Source organism: Acidimicrobiia bacterium, from assembly GCA_029210695.1.
Taxonomy (GTDB): Bacteria; Actinomycetota; Acidimicrobiia; order Spongiisociales; family JAHEDJ01; genus JAHEDJ01.
The window spans coordinates 1-19853 of the sequence record JARGFH010000001.1; the positions used below are offsets into that span (position 1 = coordinate 1).

At 62.3% G+C, this 19853-nt stretch carries 17 protein-coding genes and 1 tRNA gene; 1 reads left to right on the forward strand and 17 read right to left on the reverse strand.

The window, feature by feature from the left end; all coding sequences use genetic code 11:
* Positions 1–448: integrase core domain-containing protein (locus P1T08_00005; protein MDF1594463.1), on the forward strand; the 448-nt coding region annotated here is incomplete at its 5' end.
* Between the two features lie 35 nt (positions 449–483).
* On the opposite strand, the gene istA is transcribed toward P1T08_00005, so the two are convergent.
* The 17 genes from istA to P1T08_00090 form a co-directional block, all read right to left on the reverse strand.
* Positions 484–1287 carry an IS21 family transposase gene (gene istA / locus P1T08_00010; GenBank protein MDF1594464.1) on the reverse strand — a complete coding sequence of 268 codons (804 nt, stop codon included), beginning with the start codon at positions 1285–1287 and terminating at the stop codon, positions 484–486.
* A 124-nt stretch (positions 1288–1411) separates the two neighbouring features.
* Positions 1412–2494, reverse strand: a complete 1083-nt coding sequence (locus tag P1T08_00015) for a hypothetical protein (protein MDF1594465.1) — start codon at positions 2492–2494, stop codon at positions 1412–1414.
* Positions 2495–2573: 79 nt separating this feature from the next.
* The gene (locus P1T08_00020; protein MDF1594466.1) at positions 2574–3494 is read right to left on the reverse strand and encodes a type II secretion system F family protein; all 921 of its coding nucleotides are present in this window, start codon (positions 3492–3494) and stop codon (positions 2574–2576) included.
* Complete coding sequence (locus tag P1T08_00025; protein ID MDF1594467.1) at positions 3494–5440, reverse strand: type II secretion system F family protein; 1947 nt, start codon at positions 5438–5440, stop codon at positions 3494–3496. Before P1T08_00025 ends, P1T08_00020 begins: the two co-directional genes overlap by 1 nt.
* Before the next feature lie 14 nt (positions 5441–5454).
* Entirely contained in the window at positions 5455–6831 is a 1377-nt protein-coding gene (locus P1T08_00030; GenBank protein MDF1594468.1) for a CpaF family protein, read from the reverse strand.
* A gap of 38 nt (positions 6832–6869) precedes the next feature.
* Positions 6870–8066, reverse strand: a complete 1197-nt coding sequence (locus P1T08_00035) for an AAA family ATPase (GenBank protein MDF1594469.1) — start codon at positions 8064–8066, stop codon at positions 6870–6872.
* Positions 8063–9013 (reverse strand): Flp pilus assembly protein CpaB, encoded by a 951-nt coding sequence (gene cpaB / locus P1T08_00040; GenBank protein ID MDF1594470.1) that lies wholly within the window; start codon positions 9011–9013, stop codon positions 8063–8065. Before cpaB ends, P1T08_00035 begins: the two co-directional genes overlap by 4 nt.
* Positions 9014–9231: 218 nt before the next feature.
* On the reverse strand, positions 9232–10509 hold the full coding sequence (rpsA, locus tag P1T08_00045; protein ID MDF1594471.1) for a 30S ribosomal protein S1: 1278 nt from the start codon (positions 10507–10509) through the stop codon (positions 9232–9234).
* A 523-nt stretch (positions 10510–11032) separates the two neighbouring features.
* A complete protein-coding gene (gene polA, locus P1T08_00050; GenBank protein ID MDF1594472.1) occupies positions 11033–13651 on the reverse strand; it encodes a DNA polymerase I in 2619 nt (872 codons plus the stop codon).
* A 9-nt stretch (positions 13652–13660) separates the two neighbouring features.
* Positions 13661–13942, reverse strand: coding sequence for a hypothetical protein (locus tag P1T08_00055; GenBank protein MDF1594473.1), 282 nt, complete (start codon positions 13940–13942; stop codon positions 13661–13663).
* A 25-nt stretch (positions 13943–13967) separates the two neighbouring features.
* A tRNA-Leu gene (locus P1T08_00060) sits at positions 13968–14051 on the reverse strand.
* A 279-nt stretch (positions 14052–14330) separates the two neighbouring features.
* The gene (trpA, locus tag P1T08_00065) at positions 14331–15128 is read right to left on the reverse strand and encodes a tryptophan synthase subunit alpha (protein ID MDF1594474.1); all 798 of its coding nucleotides are present in this window, start codon (positions 15126–15128) and stop codon (positions 14331–14333) included.
* Positions 15125–16294: a tryptophan synthase subunit beta gene (gene trpB / locus P1T08_00070; GenBank protein MDF1594475.1), complete on the reverse strand. Its 1170-nt coding sequence runs from the start codon at positions 16292–16294 to the stop codon at positions 15125–15127. The genes trpA and trpB overlap by 4 nt, the downstream gene beginning before the upstream one ends.
* Positions 16291–16866, reverse strand: a complete 576-nt coding sequence (locus tag P1T08_00075; protein ID MDF1594476.1) for a phosphoribosylanthranilate isomerase — start codon at positions 16864–16866, stop codon at positions 16291–16293. Before P1T08_00075 ends, trpB begins: the two co-directional genes overlap by 4 nt.
* An 11-nt stretch (positions 16867–16877) precedes the next feature.
* Positions 16878–17651, reverse strand: a complete 774-nt coding sequence (gene trpC / locus P1T08_00080; GenBank protein MDF1594477.1) for an indole-3-glycerol phosphate synthase TrpC — start codon at positions 17649–17651, stop codon at positions 16878–16880.
* 6 nt (positions 17652–17657) lie between these two features.
* Positions 17658–19112, reverse strand: a complete 1455-nt coding sequence (locus P1T08_00085; GenBank protein MDF1594478.1) for a HAMP domain-containing sensor histidine kinase — start codon at positions 19110–19112, stop codon at positions 17658–17660.
* Positions 19112–19786: a response regulator transcription factor gene (locus tag P1T08_00090; GenBank protein MDF1594479.1), complete on the reverse strand. Its 675-nt coding sequence runs from the start codon at positions 19784–19786 to the stop codon at positions 19112–19114. The genes P1T08_00085 and P1T08_00090 overlap by 1 nt, the downstream gene beginning before the upstream one ends.
* Positions 19787–19853 lie beyond the last annotated feature (67 nt).

Sequence of the window (19853 nt, forward strand, 5' to 3'; positions counted from 1 at the left end):
GAGCCCTCCTCTACGCCGGAAAACCCAACTGGAATCTACTCGCCACCATCACACCCCGCTGAAATCCGATGAGCCGGATAACGGACCAGAGATGAAAGCCGGCGACACCCGCACCTTCATGGCGCTGATGGCGATCACCCAACATCATGGACGGCCCCACACTCCCACCGACCAGGCACCGATCGAGTCGTTCTTCGGCCACCTCAAAGGCGACTGGCCCCACCTGACCAGGATCACCGATCCTGCCGTCCTCGACGTCGAGCTCGACAGGATTCGAGTCGAATACAACACCGTCCGGCTACATGAAGGGATCGGGTATGTCACCCCCGATGACGAGCACTCCGGCAGAGGAGCCGCCATCCGACGGCAACGATCAACCGGGATGAAGAAGGCACGCAAAGATCGGATCGACTACAACAGAAACAACCCGCCCCGGACCCGACCATGAATTGGGTTAGGAACCCGGCGACCTATATCAAAGAGTCAGATACACCTCAGATCCAGAGACGCCTGCGCCTCAGCCAGCGACGTCGCCTGGAGGGTTCGCCACCAGCGTTGAGTCAGATAGTGGATCTGTTTCTCCACGACGCCTTTGCGGTTCCCCCGCCTCGGCGGACACGGCACCACTCTGACTCCGTAATGCTTCGCCACCGGTGCGAACGACGCCTGGATCTTCCCGGTCTGTGGGTTGATCACCGTCGCCATCCGATCCACCCTCCACACCCGTGCGGTGCCACCAAAACGGCGCAGCACCGCGTCGATGCCCTCAACCAGATACGGCTGATCGGTCGAATAGGCCAGCCACGCCCGACTCTTGGACGAATACGACAAGGCTCCGACCAGCATCGACACCTCCACGGTCCGATCCCACGGACACGTCCCGAGTTCGTCCCAGTCCCACTGGAGCTCCTCACCGGATGGATGCTCAATGATGACCGTGGGGCGGCCCTTCACCCCCGAACAGGCTTCGCAATGCGGACGCAGATTCCGTTCGCGTATCTTGCGGGTGAACGTCGGATACGAACGGTCATACCCCAACGCCTGGACCTCATCGAACAAGGTTGTTGCCCACACACCATGATCATCGACCAGACGCTGCCGCACATACGCCTCGACGTGGTCGAACGGATCTTCCTCGACCACCGCCCGAACGCCTGGTTGGCGGACACCAGCCAGATACGCCCGGATCGTCTTTCGGTCTCTTCCCGTGTGGCGGGCGATCTCCGAGATCGTCCAACCCTGCTTCCTCAATGCATGAACTTCCACGTCTTCCTCCTGTGTCAACATCAGGCAGGGGTTCCTCTCCTCGCCGGCGGGTCGTTGCTGACAGCCAGCTTGGAGAGGGCCCCACCCAACAGTGGGTATTCCCTCTCAGGAGGTGGGGAATTTCAGTGAGCAGGTCTGGGGAGTTTCAATGAGCGTGGTCAGGACCGCCGGCATAGATCAGGTATCCGCCCACGGCATCGTCGTGAAAAGCCGGGCCGTTGGCCAGGTAGTCCAGTGCTGCCACCGGAAACGTCTGGTCGTCGATTTCGACCGGACCTCGAAAGGCGGCAAATGGGAGGGCCAGTATGAGTCCTGCCGCGATCAACACCACAATCGGCGAAGCTGAACCATTAGATCGCTCACGAGACCGGATCGCCGGCACCATCCACGGCACCAACACAATCATTGCCGGAAATAGCGCCCGCAGTGATGTCAACCCAAACAGAAGGAATGGACCGATGATCCATAGATCTCCGACAGGAACCCTGCCCTTGATCGCTTGATAGATAAGGGCGATGATGCCGGCGAAAAACGGAAGGGCCCCAATGGACAGCGGATCGGGAGCAGCCCACTCGGAGATGAAATCCAAAGCTCCTCGATTCGATACAAATCGCCACAGGATCTCCCAAGCATGCCACCCATGCGCCGTAAGGGACACCACTATGCTCGCCAGTGTCAGCGGACGCACGATCCGCCGATCCCGCTGAGCGACGGCATACAGCGCCACGTATCCAATCCCGAGAACGAAAGAACCATGGCTCGATGCCCACACCCAGAGAAGGACCGGGATCGACCATCTCATTCCGGGCATCTCCGTGACGAGTATCAACAAAGCCAAAAGGGCAAACGATGCCACTACCGGCCGCGGAACGAAGTACATACCTCCCAGCCACGTCAGCCCGATCATCCCAGCGGATATGCGAGTCGCATTGAACCCGAGGCGGTACATGCGGATCCCGGTCGCTCCGACAGTCAGCAAGGCGCAGCCGGCAATCCATGCAGGTACGAACCTTAGTTCGAACCTGCCGTCGAGCCATCCGTACATGAGTTCGATCAACCAACTCTGGGTCCGCCATGGTGCGCCGCCGGACGTGAACGAGAAGGGATCGCTTCGGATCACCTCACCTGCACCGAGCTGAAGGTCGCCTGCCCGGAGATGCCAGAGAAACGAGTTGTCCCTGATGGGCTGAAATGCCGCGATGCCGATGGCGACCCAGGGAATGAGCATAAACAGACTCCGGATGGACCATCTAGTCGACGGAGACCGCGACGCAGGCGAATGGCGGGAGGGTCCTACCAATGAATCCTCAGAGATTGATGAAGTTGTCCCAGATCTGGAGTGCTGCCGGGCCTAGCAGGACGATGAATAGAGATGGGAAGATACAGAAAACCAGCGGGAACACCAGCTTGACTGGAGCGGCGAACGCTTTTTCTTGAGCCCGCTGCCTCCGCTTGACGCGCATCTCATCTGCCTGCACTCGCAGCACCCGGGAGATCGTCACACCGAAGGCCTCGGCCTGCATCATCGAGAGGATGAACGACCGAAGCTCGTCGAGGTCGGTCCTGTCCGTCAAGTGCCGCATCGCATCGCGGCGGGTGACGCCAACGCGAGTCTCCTGAAGCATGCGGAAGAACTCCTCAGACAGCGGGCCTGGGACCGTTGCCACCACCCTCGACAGGGCGGAATCGAAGCCGAGTCCGGCCTCAACGCTGATGACGAGCAGGTCCAAGACATCAGGTAGAGCGCGCTGCATCAGTGCGCGCCGCTCATCGATCTTGCGGGTCAGCCAGGCGTCTGGCCCGAAGAAACCGAGAATGAGCGCAAACGCAAGCATGAGCAGCGTCATCCCAATTGTGAGATCAACCGTCGATACAGCCAGGAAGAACAGTCCGAGGCCGGCGGCGACGCCCAACAGTTTGATCACGGCCCAGGCGTTGGCATCGAGAGTTCCGGGGCTGCCGGCAAAGATCAACCGCTTCTGCGTGCGTTTCAGCCAGCCCACCGGTGTAAAACGTGCAAGACCGCGACCGAGTCCGATGAAGATCGGGGCGATCGCCCGTTCGGAGACCGGCTTGGACAGCGTTTCCTCGCGCAGCGCGTTCCGCCCGTACATGGCCAACCGGTCGGTCGCCGCCTCGCGCACACGTACTACACCAAGTCCCACCCAGAAGGCAAAGGCAAATAGGACCAGAAATACAGAACCAGCGGCAAGGAGTAGTTGATCCATCAGATCTCGATATCCACGATCTTCTTCAACCAGAATCCGCCCAAGCCCATGAGCAGCAATCCGACGCCGATTGCGGACCATCCTCTGATATCGGCGGTGAGCGGGCTCAGGTAGTCGGGGTTGGTCGTGAACAGAAACAAGCCGAGAAGGAAGGGCATTGCGGCCAGGATCAAGGCCGATATACGGCCCTCCGCGGTCAGCGCACGAATCTCGCCTCGGAGCCGATTTCGCTGCAACATCGTGTCTGCCACAGTCTGCAGCACTTCAGCGAGGTTACCGCCGACCTCACGCTGGATTTCGATGGCCATGACTGCCCAGTTCCAGTCCTCAGACCGCATGCGGGCGGTGATTCCGTGTAGAGCATCGACAACGGGACGTCCCAATCGTGTCTCGGCAATCACCCTTCCGAACTCCCGAGCGGTCGGCTGCGGCGCCTCAGAAACGACGGCCTCGACAGCCTGCAGCAGCGATAACCCTGCGCGCAAAGACGTTGAAACAAGGATCAGTGTATCGGGCAACTGCTCTTCGAACTTGGTTTTCTCGCGTTGGCCCACCCGTTGGATGAGCGCAAACAGCAGGAGCAGCATCACAGCCAGAGCCGCGATCCCGAAGAGGGCATTTCGGGTCACAGCCCAGACAACCACACCAATTATGATGCTGAGGCCCAACCCTGCCGCAATAGCTTCGCCCGCCCGAAGAGGAATGTTGCCCTGCTCGAGAACACTGTTGAGAGCGTTGAGAATCCCGCGTTGCCGGGCGGCCTCCTCGGCTTGTTCGGTGAAGCGGCCGAGGAATGGGATGCGGGCCAGGATTCCCTTCTTCTCTTCAACGGCCTCCCGGCCTCCGCGCCCGTATGCTTGGAGGCGATTGCGGAAGGAGTCTGCCCCCTCGTCTTGCTCCCGCCCGAAGAGAATATAGAGCAGCATTACCAGAGAAAGACCAACGGCCAGGGATCCGATCAGAAGCAAGGTGCCGGGAGGAGCCGGGGCATTGGAGATAACGGTGTATTGCTCCGCCTGCGGAAAGGTCACGGTTGTCGTCGACCGGGGCTCGGTGGTTCGCGTTACGAAACCGGGAACGGCGACTGAGGTTGAAGCAACCAATGCGCCATACTCGACCGCGAAGGCAACATCCTCCGGGCTCTTGGTTGAGGCGTTGAATCGCAGGACGAGTTTGTTGTCGAGTTCGCGCTGAATCTGGTCGTAGAGCGTCGCCAACTCCGCCGGATCCGAGGTTGCGAGATAGAGACCATCGGTAGCCGATGAGAAGCTCTGGAGGGGGCCAGGATCGAAGGTTGCCGACTCGAGCCCGATGCCGAACACCCGCGGGGCACTTCCAGAGTCCAAGACTGCGAGCACGTCATCGACCGTCGCCTCGGAGCCATCATCTGCGCCGTCGGTGAGGATGATCATGTGTGGTTGGAGTTCGGCTGCCTCGCCTTGATACATACCAACCGAACGAATGACCGCGTCGTAGAGGGCGGTGTCGCCCCCAGATTCGAGCGTGCTGATCAGCCGGAGCAGTTCAGCCGAATCATTCCGGAAGGCCGAGAGAACATTGACCTCGTCGCCAAACGTGACGAGCGCAATCCAGTCTTGATCCCGTTTGGTGCGCACGAAACTGGCGGCGGCCGCCTTGGCCTGCTCAATAGGATCGCCCACCATGCTGCCGCTGACGTCGATGACAAGGACAACGCCCACCCTGACTGTCGACTCCGCAATGGACTCGACCTCAATCGACTCCAGGGGCACACCATTCTCGGTGACCACTATCTCGTCAGTGTTGAGACCAACGATGTTGCGGAACTCGACCACCATTGTGACACGACCATCGTCCTCGTACCGTCCAATGTTGACATCGAGGATGTCGAGAGAGGCCGTTTCGCTCTGGGCAAGCGCCGGTAGACCGGCAGAGACCAGAAGCATGACGACAAGCCCGAGGAGCAAGAGGCGCTTGATGGCTACCGTCCCATCGTGTAGGAATCAGACCGGCGAGCGAACGGTTCGGGATCGAAGAGATCGCCCGGCAGGCGAATGCCGATGTCCGATAGCTGATCGCTGAAGCTCGGCCGGATGCCGGTGGCTTTCAGCCGACCAAGGTACTTGCCGTCCTCGTCGACACCCATCCCGAAGTCGAACAGGAACAGATCCTGCAGGGTGATGATGTCGCCCTCCATGCCCTCCACCTCGGTTACGTGCGTTACACGGCGGGTGCCATCCCGCAACCGGCCGATGTGGACGATGAGATCGACGGCCGACGAGATCTGCTCACGGATGGCCCGGACCGGGAGGTCAAACCCGGCCATGAGCACCATGGTCTCGACGCGGGACAGTGTGTCCCGTGGCGAGTTCGAGTGCACGGTGGTCAACGACCCATCGTGACCGGTATTCATCGCCTGCAGCATGTCGAGGGCCTCACCACCACGAACCTCACCGACGACGATCCGGTCGGGCCGCATACGCAGGGTGTTGCGAACCAGGTCGCGAATCGTGATCTGACCTTTGCCCTCGAGGTTCGGCGGCCGGGACTCGAGGCTGAGCAGATGCTCTTGATGGAGCTGCAATTCGGCTGCATCCTCAATCGTCACGATTCGCTCGGTCTCGGGAATGTAGGAAGACGCCACATTGAGGGTGGTGGTCTTGCCGGAGCCGGTTCCACCGCTAATGAAGATGTTGAGCCGGCCCTCGACACATGCCCGCAGGAAGTCGGCCACTTTCTGGCTCATCGAGCCAAACCGGACCAGATCCTCCTCCTGCAATGGGTCGACGGAGAACTTACGAATAGTCAGGAACGGGCCACCGATGGCCAATGGATGAATGACCGCGTTGACGCGGGAACCGTCGGGAAGCCGTGCATCGACCAGCGGAGTGGCCTCGTCGACGCGCCTGCCGACCTGACCGACGATCTTGTCGATGATGCGTCGCAGATGGACATCATCGACGAACCTGACGTCGGTCCTGGCCAGCTTGCCGTCGCGCTCGACATAGATGCTGTGCGGTCCGTTGACCATTACTTCGGTCACCTCAGGGTCGTTGAGAAGCGGATCGATCGGGCCGTATCCGAGAACGTCCGAGGCGATCTCATTGAGGAGTTGTGATCGGTCGGCGCTCGACAGGGGGACGCTCTCCTCCTGGTCGACTGCCCATTCGAGCATCTCCATCACCCGTAAACGCAGTTCGGCGTCACTCATCTGGCGGTCGTAGAGCGTCGGACCGAGTTCCTCGACGACCCGGAAATGGAGCTTGCCGCGCAGGTCGCGGAACGTCTTCTCGCGCTGCGAGTCGAACGTCACGCCCGACTGTTTGGCGGCGGCCACTCTCTCAGACAGCGATGCCATGGTTCAGTCCCTCCTTCGGGGTGCGCGTCGACCAGTACCTATAACCATCGGCGCTTGGACTCCCGACTTGACTCGGTTGTCTCCCCAACGACGAGTCTATATACGGACTCAAATCCTTTGGCAACCTTCGATTTGGGAGCACTCTCGACGACCGGCCGGCCTTCGTTGACCGAAGCCGGTACCAGCCCGTCGGACGGAACAGATGCCGAAATCTTCATCTTTAGAGACTTCTCGATCTCCTTCTCGTCCAGCCGCGCCTTGGCGTTCGAACGGTTGAGCACCAGCTGGATCTTGGAAGAGGGGAACTTCAGCAAGCGCAACGTCTCGAGGGCCAGCTTGGCGTTCTTGACGCTGGGCAGATCCATGTCGACGATGACCAGTACGTCATCGGCACGTTCCAGCAGCGACAGCAGCAACTCATCGAGCAGCGAAGCCGTGTCGACGACCACGAAGTCGAACATGCCTCGCAGCTTGCCGAGGATCTCGATCATGGCGGCGGTGGAGATCTCGTCGGCGAAGGCCGGCTCGAGCGGGGCGGCGAGAACACTCAATCCGGTTGGGTGCTTGGTCAACAATGAATCGAGCAGGGACTCGTCCAGACGATGGATCTCATGGGCGGCGTTGACGACGGTCAGCTTCGGCTCAAGTTGCAGTACGAGGCAGACGTCGCCGAACTGCAGGTCGGCATCGACCACGACGACCCGCTTGGGGTCATGGTGTTGCGCCAGCATCATGGCCAGGTTGGTCGCCATGACCGTCTTGCCGCTTCCACCCTTGGCCGACATGACGGTGATGATGCGGCCCTCACGGGGAGCAGCGGGCGCATACGGCTCCGACGGTGGGGCGGCCAGTTTTCGTTCGGCACGCTTCCCGACGTCACCAAGTATCTCTGCCAGCTTGGCGGGAGAGACGGGTGCTTCGATCACATCACGAAGACCGCCCCGGAGCGCCGCCCTCAGGAGTGGAGCGGTGATCGTGCCTGCGACCAGGACGAGAGAGAGGTCGGGATCGAACTCCTGCAGCATCGTGGCGTCCTTGATACCGGCCTCGTGGGCGTGGGATGGTCCAAGCAACACCAAACGGATATCGCCCGCCTCGACGGCGCGCTGCGCATCGGCGAGCGTGCGCGCGGTCGGAACGCGTCCGTCGAAGGCACGCTTTGCCTCGTCGAGGAACTCGTCATCGTCATCGACGATGATGATTCCGTATTGGTCCCAGTCGTATTCGGTCGTCATTCTTCGAGGAGCAACGCTTCCAGGTCGGCAAGGAACGGGAACAACTTGGTTAGGTAGCCAAACTCGGGTCCGTACAGGGCTTCCACGGTCACACCCTCGGTCGGCTGATCGGATACGGCAACGAATCCGGGAGGTACGAGCGTCAACCAGGTCGAGCCGTTCTCACGGCCGAACACGAGTTTCTCGGCCTGGTCGGGAGAAACCTCGAGGGTAAGAACGACGACGCTGCTCTCTTCTTCTGGGACCGTCACCGCCCCGTCTTCGGTGGTCTGAGGAACGACGACCTCCGCAGGAGCGTCTTCTTCCGGCTTGACGTCTTTGCCAACTGCGAGGACAGGAACGCCTTGCAGCGTATAGCGGGTGAAGGCTTTGGTGATGGTATTGGTCTCTACCGGCTGTCCATCGGCAGGAGCGGGCTCTTCTGGCTGCACGTCTCCGATGATGACTTCTTCTCCGATCGGCACGTCGATCTCGAGTTCCATGGAAACGATCACATTCACCCTGTCACCGGGCTCGATGAACCCGTTGACACCCTGTTCAAGTGCGACTGAAACGGTGATGGCTTCCTTGCCGTCGGCAATCCGACCGGCCAGCGGCGCGATTTCTGTCGTGATCGCCACCCACTGATCGGTCGTCAAGACCTGCCCGCCGGAGATCGGACCGGCGGCTACCCGGCCGGCCAGCGTCGCTTCGAGTTTCTCGATCGAGTCGATGGCGTTCTGCGGAACGAGGCGGGCTTCTTCTTCGCTCTCCACATAGCGGAACTGCTCGATCACGGCCGCACCGGTGGTGCCCTCCGGGAGAACCTCGAGGGCGCGGTAAACGACCTGATAGGTGCGGTCCTTGGCGGCCTCTTCTTCGACTCCGGAGAGGAAGTTGTACACAGCAAACGTGGCGATGGCCGCCAGCAGCAGCGCAACCACCAGGACGAGTGTCCGCCTACCCATTGAGTCTCCTTAAATCATGAGGGCCGCATTCGAACGGCATCAAAACCCCAAAGTACCAGTTTGTTGCGGGGGCGCGCACAGCAGCGCGGTCGGTGAAAGCCCAACCGTTACCGTACACAAAACCCCCCTGTTGTCGCAGAGTCATCGTTATTCAGTCTCCCCGGCCCTGCCACCAGCACCGAGGCTGCCACAGATCGTGAAATTGTCAAGCCGCGTTCTCAGCGCCGGCCAATCCCGCGTTCTTTGAGTTCTTGCAGGATAGCCTCGAGACTCGAATCTACGTTGAATGAACGCTCTTCTGTTGTCTCCGGCTCCTTCTCGAATTCCCGGCGCTCGGGCGGACGGCGACGCGGCTCACGCGGCGCGGAAGTTGCGCCCGCCGAAGGCGGCGCCGGCCGGTCCTGCCAATCAGGAGAAGCCTGCTTGATCGAAAGGCTCACCCGGCGGCGACCTTCGTCCATCTCGGTGACCTTGACTTTGACCGGCTGCCCGATCGAAAGCTCGAGTTCCGGTGACTCCACCCGATGAGCGGCAATCTCCGAAACATGCACAAGACCCTCGACGCCGTCGCCGACGGAGACGAATGCTCCGAACGGGACCGTCTTCGTCACGGTGCCGTCCACAACCGAGCCCACGTCATGCACACTCGAGAAGGCTTCCCAGGGGTCTTCCATGGTCTGTTTGATCGAGAGGGAGATCCGTTCGCGATCGAGATCGACCTCGAGCACCTTGATCATCACTTCGTCTCCGACCTTCACGACCTCTGAAGGATGGTTGACGTGTTGAAAGGAGAGTTCGGACACGTGCACGAGTCCGTCCATGCCACCCAGGTCCACAAATGCACCGAAGTTCACCACCGAGGAAACCACCCCCGGGCGAATCTCGCCCACTGCCAAATCGTCGAGGAAGGCTTGACGTTGCTCGGCCTGAGCCTCTTCGAGGAACGCCCGCCGTGACAACACGACGTTGTTGCGATTGCGATCGAGTTCGATGACCTTGGCTTCGATGTCCTGACCGACGTACTGGTCGAGATCGCGCACCCTGCGCAACTCAACGAGCGATGCAGGTAGGAATCCACGCAGGCCGATGTCGACGATGAGGCCGCCCTTGACGACCTCGATGACGGGGCCCGTCACCGTGCCACCCTCATGGGTGATAGTCTCGATCCGGCCCCAAGCGCGCTCGTACTGCGCACGTTTCTTCGAGAGGATGAGACGACCCTCGTCGTCTTCCTTGTCCAGGACCACCGCCTCGATGCGCTCACCGGGGGACACGACGTCGGCCGGATTCACGTTGTTGCGAATGGACAGCTCAGAAGCCGGGATCACACCCTCGGATTTGTAACCGATGTCAACGAGGACCTCGTTCTGATCGATACCGACGACGGTACCTTCGACGATGTCGCCTTCGGAGAACTCGAGGACCGTGTGAGCGAGCGCGGCTTCGAAGTCATCGGCGATATCGTCCGGCAGGTCGGCGAGTGTCTTGACGACGATCGGCTTCGGGGGCTGGCGAACCACTGCCTCAACCGGAGCCGCCTCAGGGGCTTCCTCCGCGGGCGCTTCGGAAACGGCTTCCTCCGCTTCGGAGACGGCCTCAGCCTGTTCTCCGGGAGCCGGTTCGGCGGGCACTTCAGAGACTTCTGCAGCGGGCGCTTCGGCAATGACCGCGGCCGCCGATTCTTCAGCGACCTCCCCGGCGACGGGTGTGACCGTCTCCTCGGGTGCGTCTTCGACTAACTCTGCGACCGCTTCCGCCACTACGGCTTCGTCGGTCGTTTCGGTCTGATCAGTTTCGGCCGCCGGAGTTTCCGGTTCGAGGTCGGCCACCGCATCGCTCGCCTCATCGGCGATAGGCGCGGATTCGTTTTCGGTCGTCATGGGTGGTTGTGTTTCCTCCGAGAGAGATGCTCTCGCGACGGAACGTCACGAGGCGGAAAGAGTGTATCACGGAACAGCATCCGGCCTCCAGTCGAAACCCGGCGAGCTTGCAGATCATCCCAGGTGTCTGGGAGTCGGATTAACCCTTGCACTCGGCCAGGTTGGCGCCATTCGAGACATCGACTCGCAGCGGCACCGAGAGCTCGACCACGCTCTCCATTGTGGACACCAGTAGTCCGGTCGCTTCCGTCATCTCGTCGGGGGGAACTTCGAGCACCAGTTCATCGTGGATCTGGAGCAGCATCCTCGACTCGAGGCCGGCCAGGCGGGTGTCGAGTTCGACCATCGCCTTCTTGATGATGTCCGCCGCCGCTCCCTGAATCGGAGCATTCAGCGCCATCCGCTCCCCCATTTGACGGATGCGGAAGTTGTCGCTCTTCAGTTCGGGAAGGTACCGGCGCCGGCCGAACAACGTCTCCGTGTATCCCAACCGCTTGGCGTCCACGACCACGGAATCCATGAACGCCCGCACATCGGGGAACTGGGCGAAGTAGGCGTCGATGTGCTCGGTCGCTTCCTCGCGGGTGATCTCCAGCCGGTCGGCCAGGCCGAACGCCTCCATCCCGTACAGCAGTCCGAAGTTGATGGCCTTCGCCCTTCTCCGCAACTCGACGGGAACGTCATCGAGATCCCTGCCGAACACCCGGGCGGCGGTGGCGGTGTGGATGTCCTGATCATTCTTGAAGGCCTCGAGCAGCCCGGGGTCGCCGCTGAGGTGGGCGAGGATCCGGAGTTCGATCTGCGAATAGTCGGCGACCACGAACGTCCACCCGGCCTCCGGAACGAAGGCCCGCCGGATCAGGCGGCCCGTCTCCGACCGCACCGGGATGTTCTGCAGATTCGGATTGTCTGAAGAGAGCCGTCCCGTCGAGGCAGCGATCTGGTTGAACGAAGTGTGAATCCGTCCGTCCGCCGCGATCAAGGGCAGATAGCCGTCCACATAGGTTGACCGCAGCTTCTCGAGTTCGCGGTACCGAAGCAGGTGCTCGACGATCGGGTGGGCGTCCCCCAGCTTCTTCAACACTGAGGCGTCGGTCGACGGAGCCCCCTTCGAGGTTTTCTTGAGAACAGGGAGGTCGAGCCGGTCGTAGAGCACCTCACGCAACTGGAGCGTTGAGTTGATGTTGAAAGGTCCGCCCGCAGCCTCATGAATCAGCACTTCGAGATCGGCCAGCTGAGCCCTCAGGTCGTCGCCGAGCCCTTCGAGGTACTTCCGATCAATACCGACGCCCCGTACCTCCATCCGGGCCAGGACACCGAGCAGAGGGATCTCGACCTCGTCGAACAAGGGCCGCTCGCTGCGCGTGTCGAGTTCATCCATCAGTGCCCCGGAAAGCCGGCGGAGCACAACGGCCCGCCGGCCTGCCGCTTCGAGATCAGGTCCACCGGAGAAATCGAACGCCCCCTGGCTGCCACCGGACGCCTCTGTGTCGGGTGACTCGACCTCGAGACCCAGGTAGCGGTCCGCCAGATCGCGCAACTCGAATGACCGGGCGGCCGGGTCGATGAGGTAGGCAGCCAGGGCCGTATCGAGATCGAGTCCATGGACCTCGAGGTTCCTGGCCAGCATCTCGCGGACAAAGCCCTTGGCATCGTGAGCAGTCTTGGGGACCCCCTCATCCGTGAAGAAGGGACTCCATTCATCGATCCGGTCGATAGGCAAGAAGGCGGCCGTCTCATCGTCGACGGCGATGACCACCCCGACCAGCTCACCTCCTTCATGGAGCGGGTCGAACGCGATTCGATCCATCCGGGACAGCAGTTCGTTCATCTCTTGGCCGGGCGGGATCACGACTTCGACGTCGAGTGCTTCCACCTCCGGGGCGCCGTCCGGATGCACCGCCATCAGTTCATCGAACAGCGAATGGAACTCGAGGCTCTGGAACAGGACCTTCATCCGGTCGAGATCCCAGTTTGTCCAGGTCAGCTCATCCACCACGGCACCGGTGTCGAGATCGAGAATCAGCTGCATCAGATGCCGGTTGAGGAACGCTTGGGCACTCGCAGCCTCGAGGTTCTCGCGCAGCTTGGGCGTCATCTCATCGAGATGCTCGTAGATGCTCTCGAGTGTGCCGTAGGAGGCGACCAGCCGCGCCGCCGTCTTCTCCCCGACGCCGGGCACGCCGGGCAGATTGTCCGACGTGTCGCCGCGCAATGCTGCGTAGTCGACGTACTGCGCAGGGCTGATGCCGTAGCGCTCAGTCACCCACGGCTCATCGGCCATGACGATGTCGGAAATGCCGCGGCGCGTGTAGACCACCTTCACCCTGTCATTCACCAACTGGAACGCGTCGCGATCACCCGTCACGATCAGCACATCCCAACCCTCATCGGAGGCACTCGTAGCAAGGCTGCCGATGATGTCGTCTGCCTCGTACCCCTCCATGCGGAACTGGGTGATCCCCAGCGAGTCGAGCACCTCATCGATCAGTGGCAGTTGACTCCGGAAGGTGTCGGGAGCTTTCTCTCGCTGTGCCTTGTACTCGGGGTATTCATCGGTGCGGAACGTCCTCCGCCCTACGTCCCAGGCCACAGCCAGGCCGTCGACGGGGTGATCCTTGAGGAGACGGATCAGCATTCTGGCGAACCCATACACCGAATTGGTGACTTGCCCCGATTGAGTGGCGAGATCTTCCGGGAGCGCGTAGAACGCGCGGTAAGCCAGGCTATGGCCGTCGAGCAGGGCGAGAGTGGGCATGAACCGTGATCATAGGTCCCGGAGTCGATCGAGGAGCTTGCCTCGCTTCTCCTCGAGCCTAAGGCGGCGTGCTTGCACTTCGGCGACCGCCCGTTCGAACCTGGCGACATCTGCGGCAGTCTGGCGGGCGCCGGCCCGATCCTCCGGGTGATCTGAAACCGCGGCATCGCGCTGGGCGTCGTCGTTGAGGTGACGGTGGAACTGAAGCTCCTCGAACACCTGCGCTTCTTCGCGCTCGAGTTCGGCGAGGCGCTCGTTCATCTGGAAGATACGTCGTTCTGTGCGGGACATCAGACTCCGGGTGGCGGGCATGTAGTGCCGGGGGCGGGACTTGAACCCGCACGGACCAAGGTCCAATGGATTTTGAGTCCATCGCGTCTGCCAATTTCGCCACCCCGGCTCGGCGAGAAGTGTAGAGCATACGGAGGAGGCGGTCGCCACGCCTCGCCATCCTCTCAAAGCCCACCGCAAATCCTGATGAGGAGTATTCTTGAGGTGCAACGGTCACTCGAAATCTGGATCGCTCTTCGCCGCATCCCCCCACTCCCCACTCCCGGCTGGAACGGTCCGAGTTTCATACGGGTGACCGTTGCCTTGAAGAGGTTCTAGGTCAATAGGTTCTAGGTTGTGGCGCGTCAGAACCTAAGACCCAAAACTTAGAACCTAGAACTTCCTCTTTTCATAATGCCGCGCGAAACTCCCTCACGCCGGTGGCTACCGACGAGATTGCGTCCGCTGGTGTCCTCGCCTCGAGGACCCGGCGCACCAATGCCGAGCCGACTATCACTCCGTCGGCCGATGCTGCGACGGCAGCTGCTTGCTCGGGGGTCGAAATGCCCACTCCCAGCACCAGGGGAATATCGGTCAGCGCCCGGATCCTGCCGGCGAGTTCCCCGGCCCGACTGCTGGCAACCTTGCGTTCGCCTGTGACCCCCAGATCGGCGACCCCGTAGATGAAGACCGGTTCTGCGTCGACGATCCGGCGCAGTCGTGCCTCCGTTGTCGTCGGGGCTGCGAACAGAACCATGCCGAGTCCGGCCCGTTCGACGGCCTCCTGGATGGGACCGGCTTCCTCGAGGGGGAGATCGGCAACGATCACCCCGCTGACGCCGTGATCGGCTGCCCGGCGGGCGAATTCATCCGGTCCGGCCTGCACGACGACGTTCGCGTAGGTCATGACGAGAGCCGGCAAGCCGGTCCGGGCGACCACCCGACCGGCGATTTCGAGCCCTTCCTCGAGGCCAACGCCGGTAGCCAGGGCTCGCGCCCCGCCTTCCTGAATGATGGGCCCATCCATCAGCGGATCCGAGTAGGGGATCCCCACCTCGAATCCGTCGGCGCCGGCCCCGGCCATCGCCTCGAACATCTCGACCGCATGTCCGGGGTCGGGCAATCCGGCCGTCATGAACGGCAAGAGCGCGGTGGAATTGCCGGCGCGGCGAGCCGCGAACATAGACGTGAGTCGTTCGGCGCTCACGAGCGGGCCTCGGCGATCTGCTGAACGTCTTTGTCGCCCCGACCGGAGAGATTGACGAGTACGGTCTTGCCCTGGAGTTCCCCGGCGGCCTTGGCGATCCAGGAGATCGCATGAGCAGATTCGAGGGCAGGAATGATGCCTTCGGTCCTGGCCAGCAAACTGACTCCTTCGAGCGATTCGTCGTCTGTGATCGACACGTAGCGAGCGAGACCGAGGTCCTGGAAGTAGGCGTGTTCCGGGCCGACTCCCGGATAGTCGAGTCCTGCCGAAATGGAATGCGCCTCCTGCACCTGGCCGTCGGCGTTCTGCAAGAGGTAGGTTCGGGTTCCATGGAGAATTCCGGGCGAGCCCTCACCCAGTGAGGCACCATGCCGGCCGGTCTCGATGCCCTCTCCGGCCGCTTCGACTCCGACCAGATCAATGCCCAGACCGGCGAACGGATAGAAGATCCCGATGGCGTTCGACCCACCGCCAACACACGCCACCACGACATCCGGCAGATCCTCGCCCAGTTGCTCGAGTGACTCATCTCCGATCACCCGCTGGAATTCACGCACCATCCAGGGGAAGGGATGCGGACCGACCACCGAACCGATCACATAGTGAGTGGTCTCGACGGTACCAACCCAATCTCGCATGGCTTCGTTTACCGCGTCCTTCAGCGTCCCGGCCCCACTCGTGACCGGGATGACGCGGGTGCCGAGCATCTGCATGCGGTACACGTTGAGCGACTGCCGCTCGATGTCCTTCTCCCCCATGAACACCTCGCACTCGAGGCCGAGCAGGGCGGCGGCCGTCGCAGTGGCGACGCCGTGCTGTCCGGCTCCGGTCTCTGCGATCACGCGCGGTTTGCCCATACGGCGGGCGAGAAGAACCTGGCCGATGGCGTTGTTGATCTTGTGGGCGCCGGTATGAGCGAGATCTTCTCGCTTGAGCAACACCCGGAACCCGAGCTGAGCACTCAAGCGTTCGGCCTCGAAGATCGGGGTGGGGCGGCCGACGAAATCCTTCAGCAGGCGGTCGAGCTCGGCGCGGAACCCGGGGTCCACCCAGGCGGCCTCAAAGGCGTGCTCGAGCTCTTCGAGTGCAGGCATCAAGGTCTCGGGAGCGAACCGCCCTCCGAACTCGCCGAAGCGGCCTCGTGAATCGGGTCGTTCCAGTTTCATTGGTTCTTGGCCTCCCTCACAAACGCCCTGATGCGTTCGGGATCTTTCACTCCGGCGGCAGACTCTAGGCCGGTGGAGGCGTCGACCCCCCACGGGCGAACCCGGGTGATCGCCGCCGCCACATTGTCAGGGCCCAGTCCTCCGGCCAGCACGAAGTCGCGCTGCACTCCTTCGGTCAGACTCCAGTCGAACGGCGTACCGGTTCCACCCGACCGGGTCGGCTGAGAGTTGTCGAGCAACGGAATGCGATCGGCCGGGATCTCGGCAGGGTCGACGGCCGCGTCCATGGCCACGGGGTGGAGCACGAGCAATCCCCTCGCGACCGCCGCGTCGCCTGCGGCCTGAGCGTAGCGACCATGAGGTTGGACACCGCTTGCACCGGTGTCATCAACCCAGCGCATCAGCTGCTCGGGTTCTGTATCAACAGTGACGAGCACCGTTTGGATGGAGAGGTCGGCACCAAGGGAACGGGCGATATCGGGTGACACGCGGCGGGGCGAATCGGCCAGAACGAATCCGACCGCGTCGGCTCCGGCTTCGACCGCCGCCTCGACGTCCCGGCGCAGTCGCAATCCACACACCTTCACCCACATCGGGCACCGGCCGCCACGAACCGCCCGACGAGCTCCGACGGGTCCTCTGCCCGGACCAGACTCTCCCCCACCAGCACCGCGTCGTATCCGGCTGCCGCCATCCTGGCGACATCTTCGGGCGAGTGGATTCCGCTCTCGGCAACACGCTGCACACCGGCACCGAGGAGCGGCGCCAGTTGCTCGGCGGTAGTTAGGTCGACCTCGAACGTGCGCAGGTTTCGATTGTTCACGCCGATGATCTTCGCCCCAACGCCTTGCGCCCGGGCAACCTCCTCTGCAGAGTGGACCTCTACGAGTGCCGGCAGGCCTGCTCCGGTTGCTTCAGTCAAGAGGCTGAGCAGCATCGCGTCGTCGAGGATCGCCACGATCAGCAGGATGGCATCTGCGCCCATCGCCGCCGACTCCCAGACCTGGGAGGGATGGATGATGAAGTCCTTCCGGAGAACGGGAACCCCGACAACGCCCCGGACCAGGCGAAGATCATCCGGGGAGCCGCCGAAGTGGTCGTGCTCGGTCAGAACCGAAATCGCAGCCGCCCCTCCCTGCTCATAAAGGGCAGCCTGTCCGGCCGGATCCAGATCGGCGTTGAGCGTCCCCCGCGATGGCGAACGCCGCTTCACTTCGGCAATGATCGAAACGCCGGGGCCGGACAGGGCTGCAGCGAACGACCGGTCCGTGACGCCGGCCGCGGAGCGGTACTCGTCGTAGCGGGCAACAACTGCGGGGAGTCGCGCCTCGACGGCGGCGACGATTGTGTCGAGCATGAGGGCCTACATCGTAGGGGCAGGGGATTCTTTGGTGGGCAGGACCACCGTGATGATCGTTCCCGGGTGATCCAGGTTCGATCGGGCCTCGATGGTGCCTCCCATCGCGGTAACGATTTCGTGCACGATCGACAAGCCGAGCCCCGAACCCTCGGGACGCACACGCCGGTACTTCCTGGCGACGTAGAACTTCTCGAACACGTGCGGGAGGTCATCGGCCGAGATGCCAGGTCCGGTGTCGATGACTTCGAGACGGACGGACCCGGGACCTACCGCCAGCCTGACGGTGACGGTGCCTGCCTCGGGCGTGTAGCGGAGCGCGTTCTCGATCAGGTTGCCGGCGATCTGATCGAGCCGGTCCGGGTCGATCGCCACCGTGCCACCGCCGGCTGGCTCAAACCGGAGGGTGATGTGGGCGGCTTCGGCCCGCCCCCGGTAAGCCTCAATGGTCTCTCCCAGATGGGCGGAGACCTCGACCGGTTCCGCCCGAATCGAGAATTCGTTCGACTCGAGCCGGGCGAGCAGCATCAAGTCTTCTATCAACCTCTTGAGACGGCCCGTCTCCCGTTCGAGCACCCCGGCGATCCGGCTGAGTTCGGGCCCGTCGAGGTTTCCCTCTTGGAGAATCTCGACATATCCGGAGACCGTCGTGAGCGGGGTCCGGAGGTCATGTCCAACACTCATGAGGAACTCGCGTTCGCGCTGTCGGGCTGCGTCCAGTTCGTCCGCCATCTCATTGAAGGACCCGGCCACAGCCGCAATCTCGTCCGATCCTTCGACGGCGGCTCGGGCCTCATGATTGCCGGCGGCCAGTTCGCTCGCCGCCTCCCGGAGGTGCGCCAAACGCTTGACGAACCATTTCGATAGCCTCCCTGCGACGACGGCTGCCACCAACGCCGCCACCAGAAGCGGAAACACCATCTGTCTGATGATCGAACGGAATTCGAGCACATCCGACTGGCGGATCAGCACTGCCGCCAGCACCGTGCCCGTCCTCCCGATCTCCGCCACCGGCTCGGCGACGACCTCGACGACTGCTCCGCCTTCGAGGTCCGCGACCCGTCTGGCCATGGTTTCGCCGGACAGGATCGCGGCGAAGTCGAACGCCCGTACTACCGCGACCGGAAGCTCACCGCCCACGATTCGTTCACCGGACGTCACCGCCACCAGGCGAACCTGCGCTTCGGGTCCGGCCACCCTGCCGGCTTCGAGAAGGGTCCGCCGCACCGTCGGCGCCGAGTTCTCGGCCAGTAGATCGCGGGCACCGGCGCCGTCGAGGTCGACACCGTCGGTCACGAACGCGTCCTGGATCAACCCGACGATCTGTCCGACCTGGCGTTGCATCTCCTGACGAGTCTGGGCCCGAACGAGCGAGAGGGTCACCAATGCTCCGAGGGCGGTCACGATGAGGAGGGTGGCGGCCATCGCACCGAGTAGCGACCAGAAGAACCGGCGTCTCATCAGATCACTTCGATCCGGTAGCCAACGCCCCAGACCGTCTCGATGGGAATACCTTCGAGCTTCTTGCGGAGCTGCCGGATGTGCACGTCGACCGTGCGGGTTTCCCCGAAGTAGTCGTATCCCCAGACTGCTTCGAGGATCTGCGCTCGGGACAGCACCATTCCCTTGTGATCGGAGAGGTACCAGAGAAGATCGAACTCCTTGGCGGTTGGACGAATGGGATCTCCGTGTGGAGGCTTGACCTCCCGTCTTCCACTGTCGATCGTCCATCCACCCACTTCGATGAAGCGCCGATCGGTGGGACGATCCTGGGATCGTCGTAGGACGGCTTTGACTCGTGCAACGAGTTCCCGAGCCGAGAACGGTTTCGTCACGTAGTCGTCTGCGCCGATCTCGAGCCCGATGATCTTGTCGATCTCGGTGTCCCGGGCCGTCAGCATGATTACGGGAACATCGGATTTCGACCTGATCCGCTTGCACACCTCAACGCCGTCCATACCGGGCAGATTCAGATCGAGGAGCACAACCAGCGGTTCGGTACGGGCAAGACGGCGAAGCCCGTCCTCACCGGTCAGTTCGTGAACGAGCCGAAGGCCTTCTCGCTCGAACACGGTCGAGAGCATCTCGCCGATGCTCTCCTCGTCTTCGATCAGCAGGATCGAACCTTTGTTCATGGCGCTCCATCATCGTACCGGTCGCCTGGTATTGCTCTGGTGACGGGGGGTCACAGCACCATCGTCG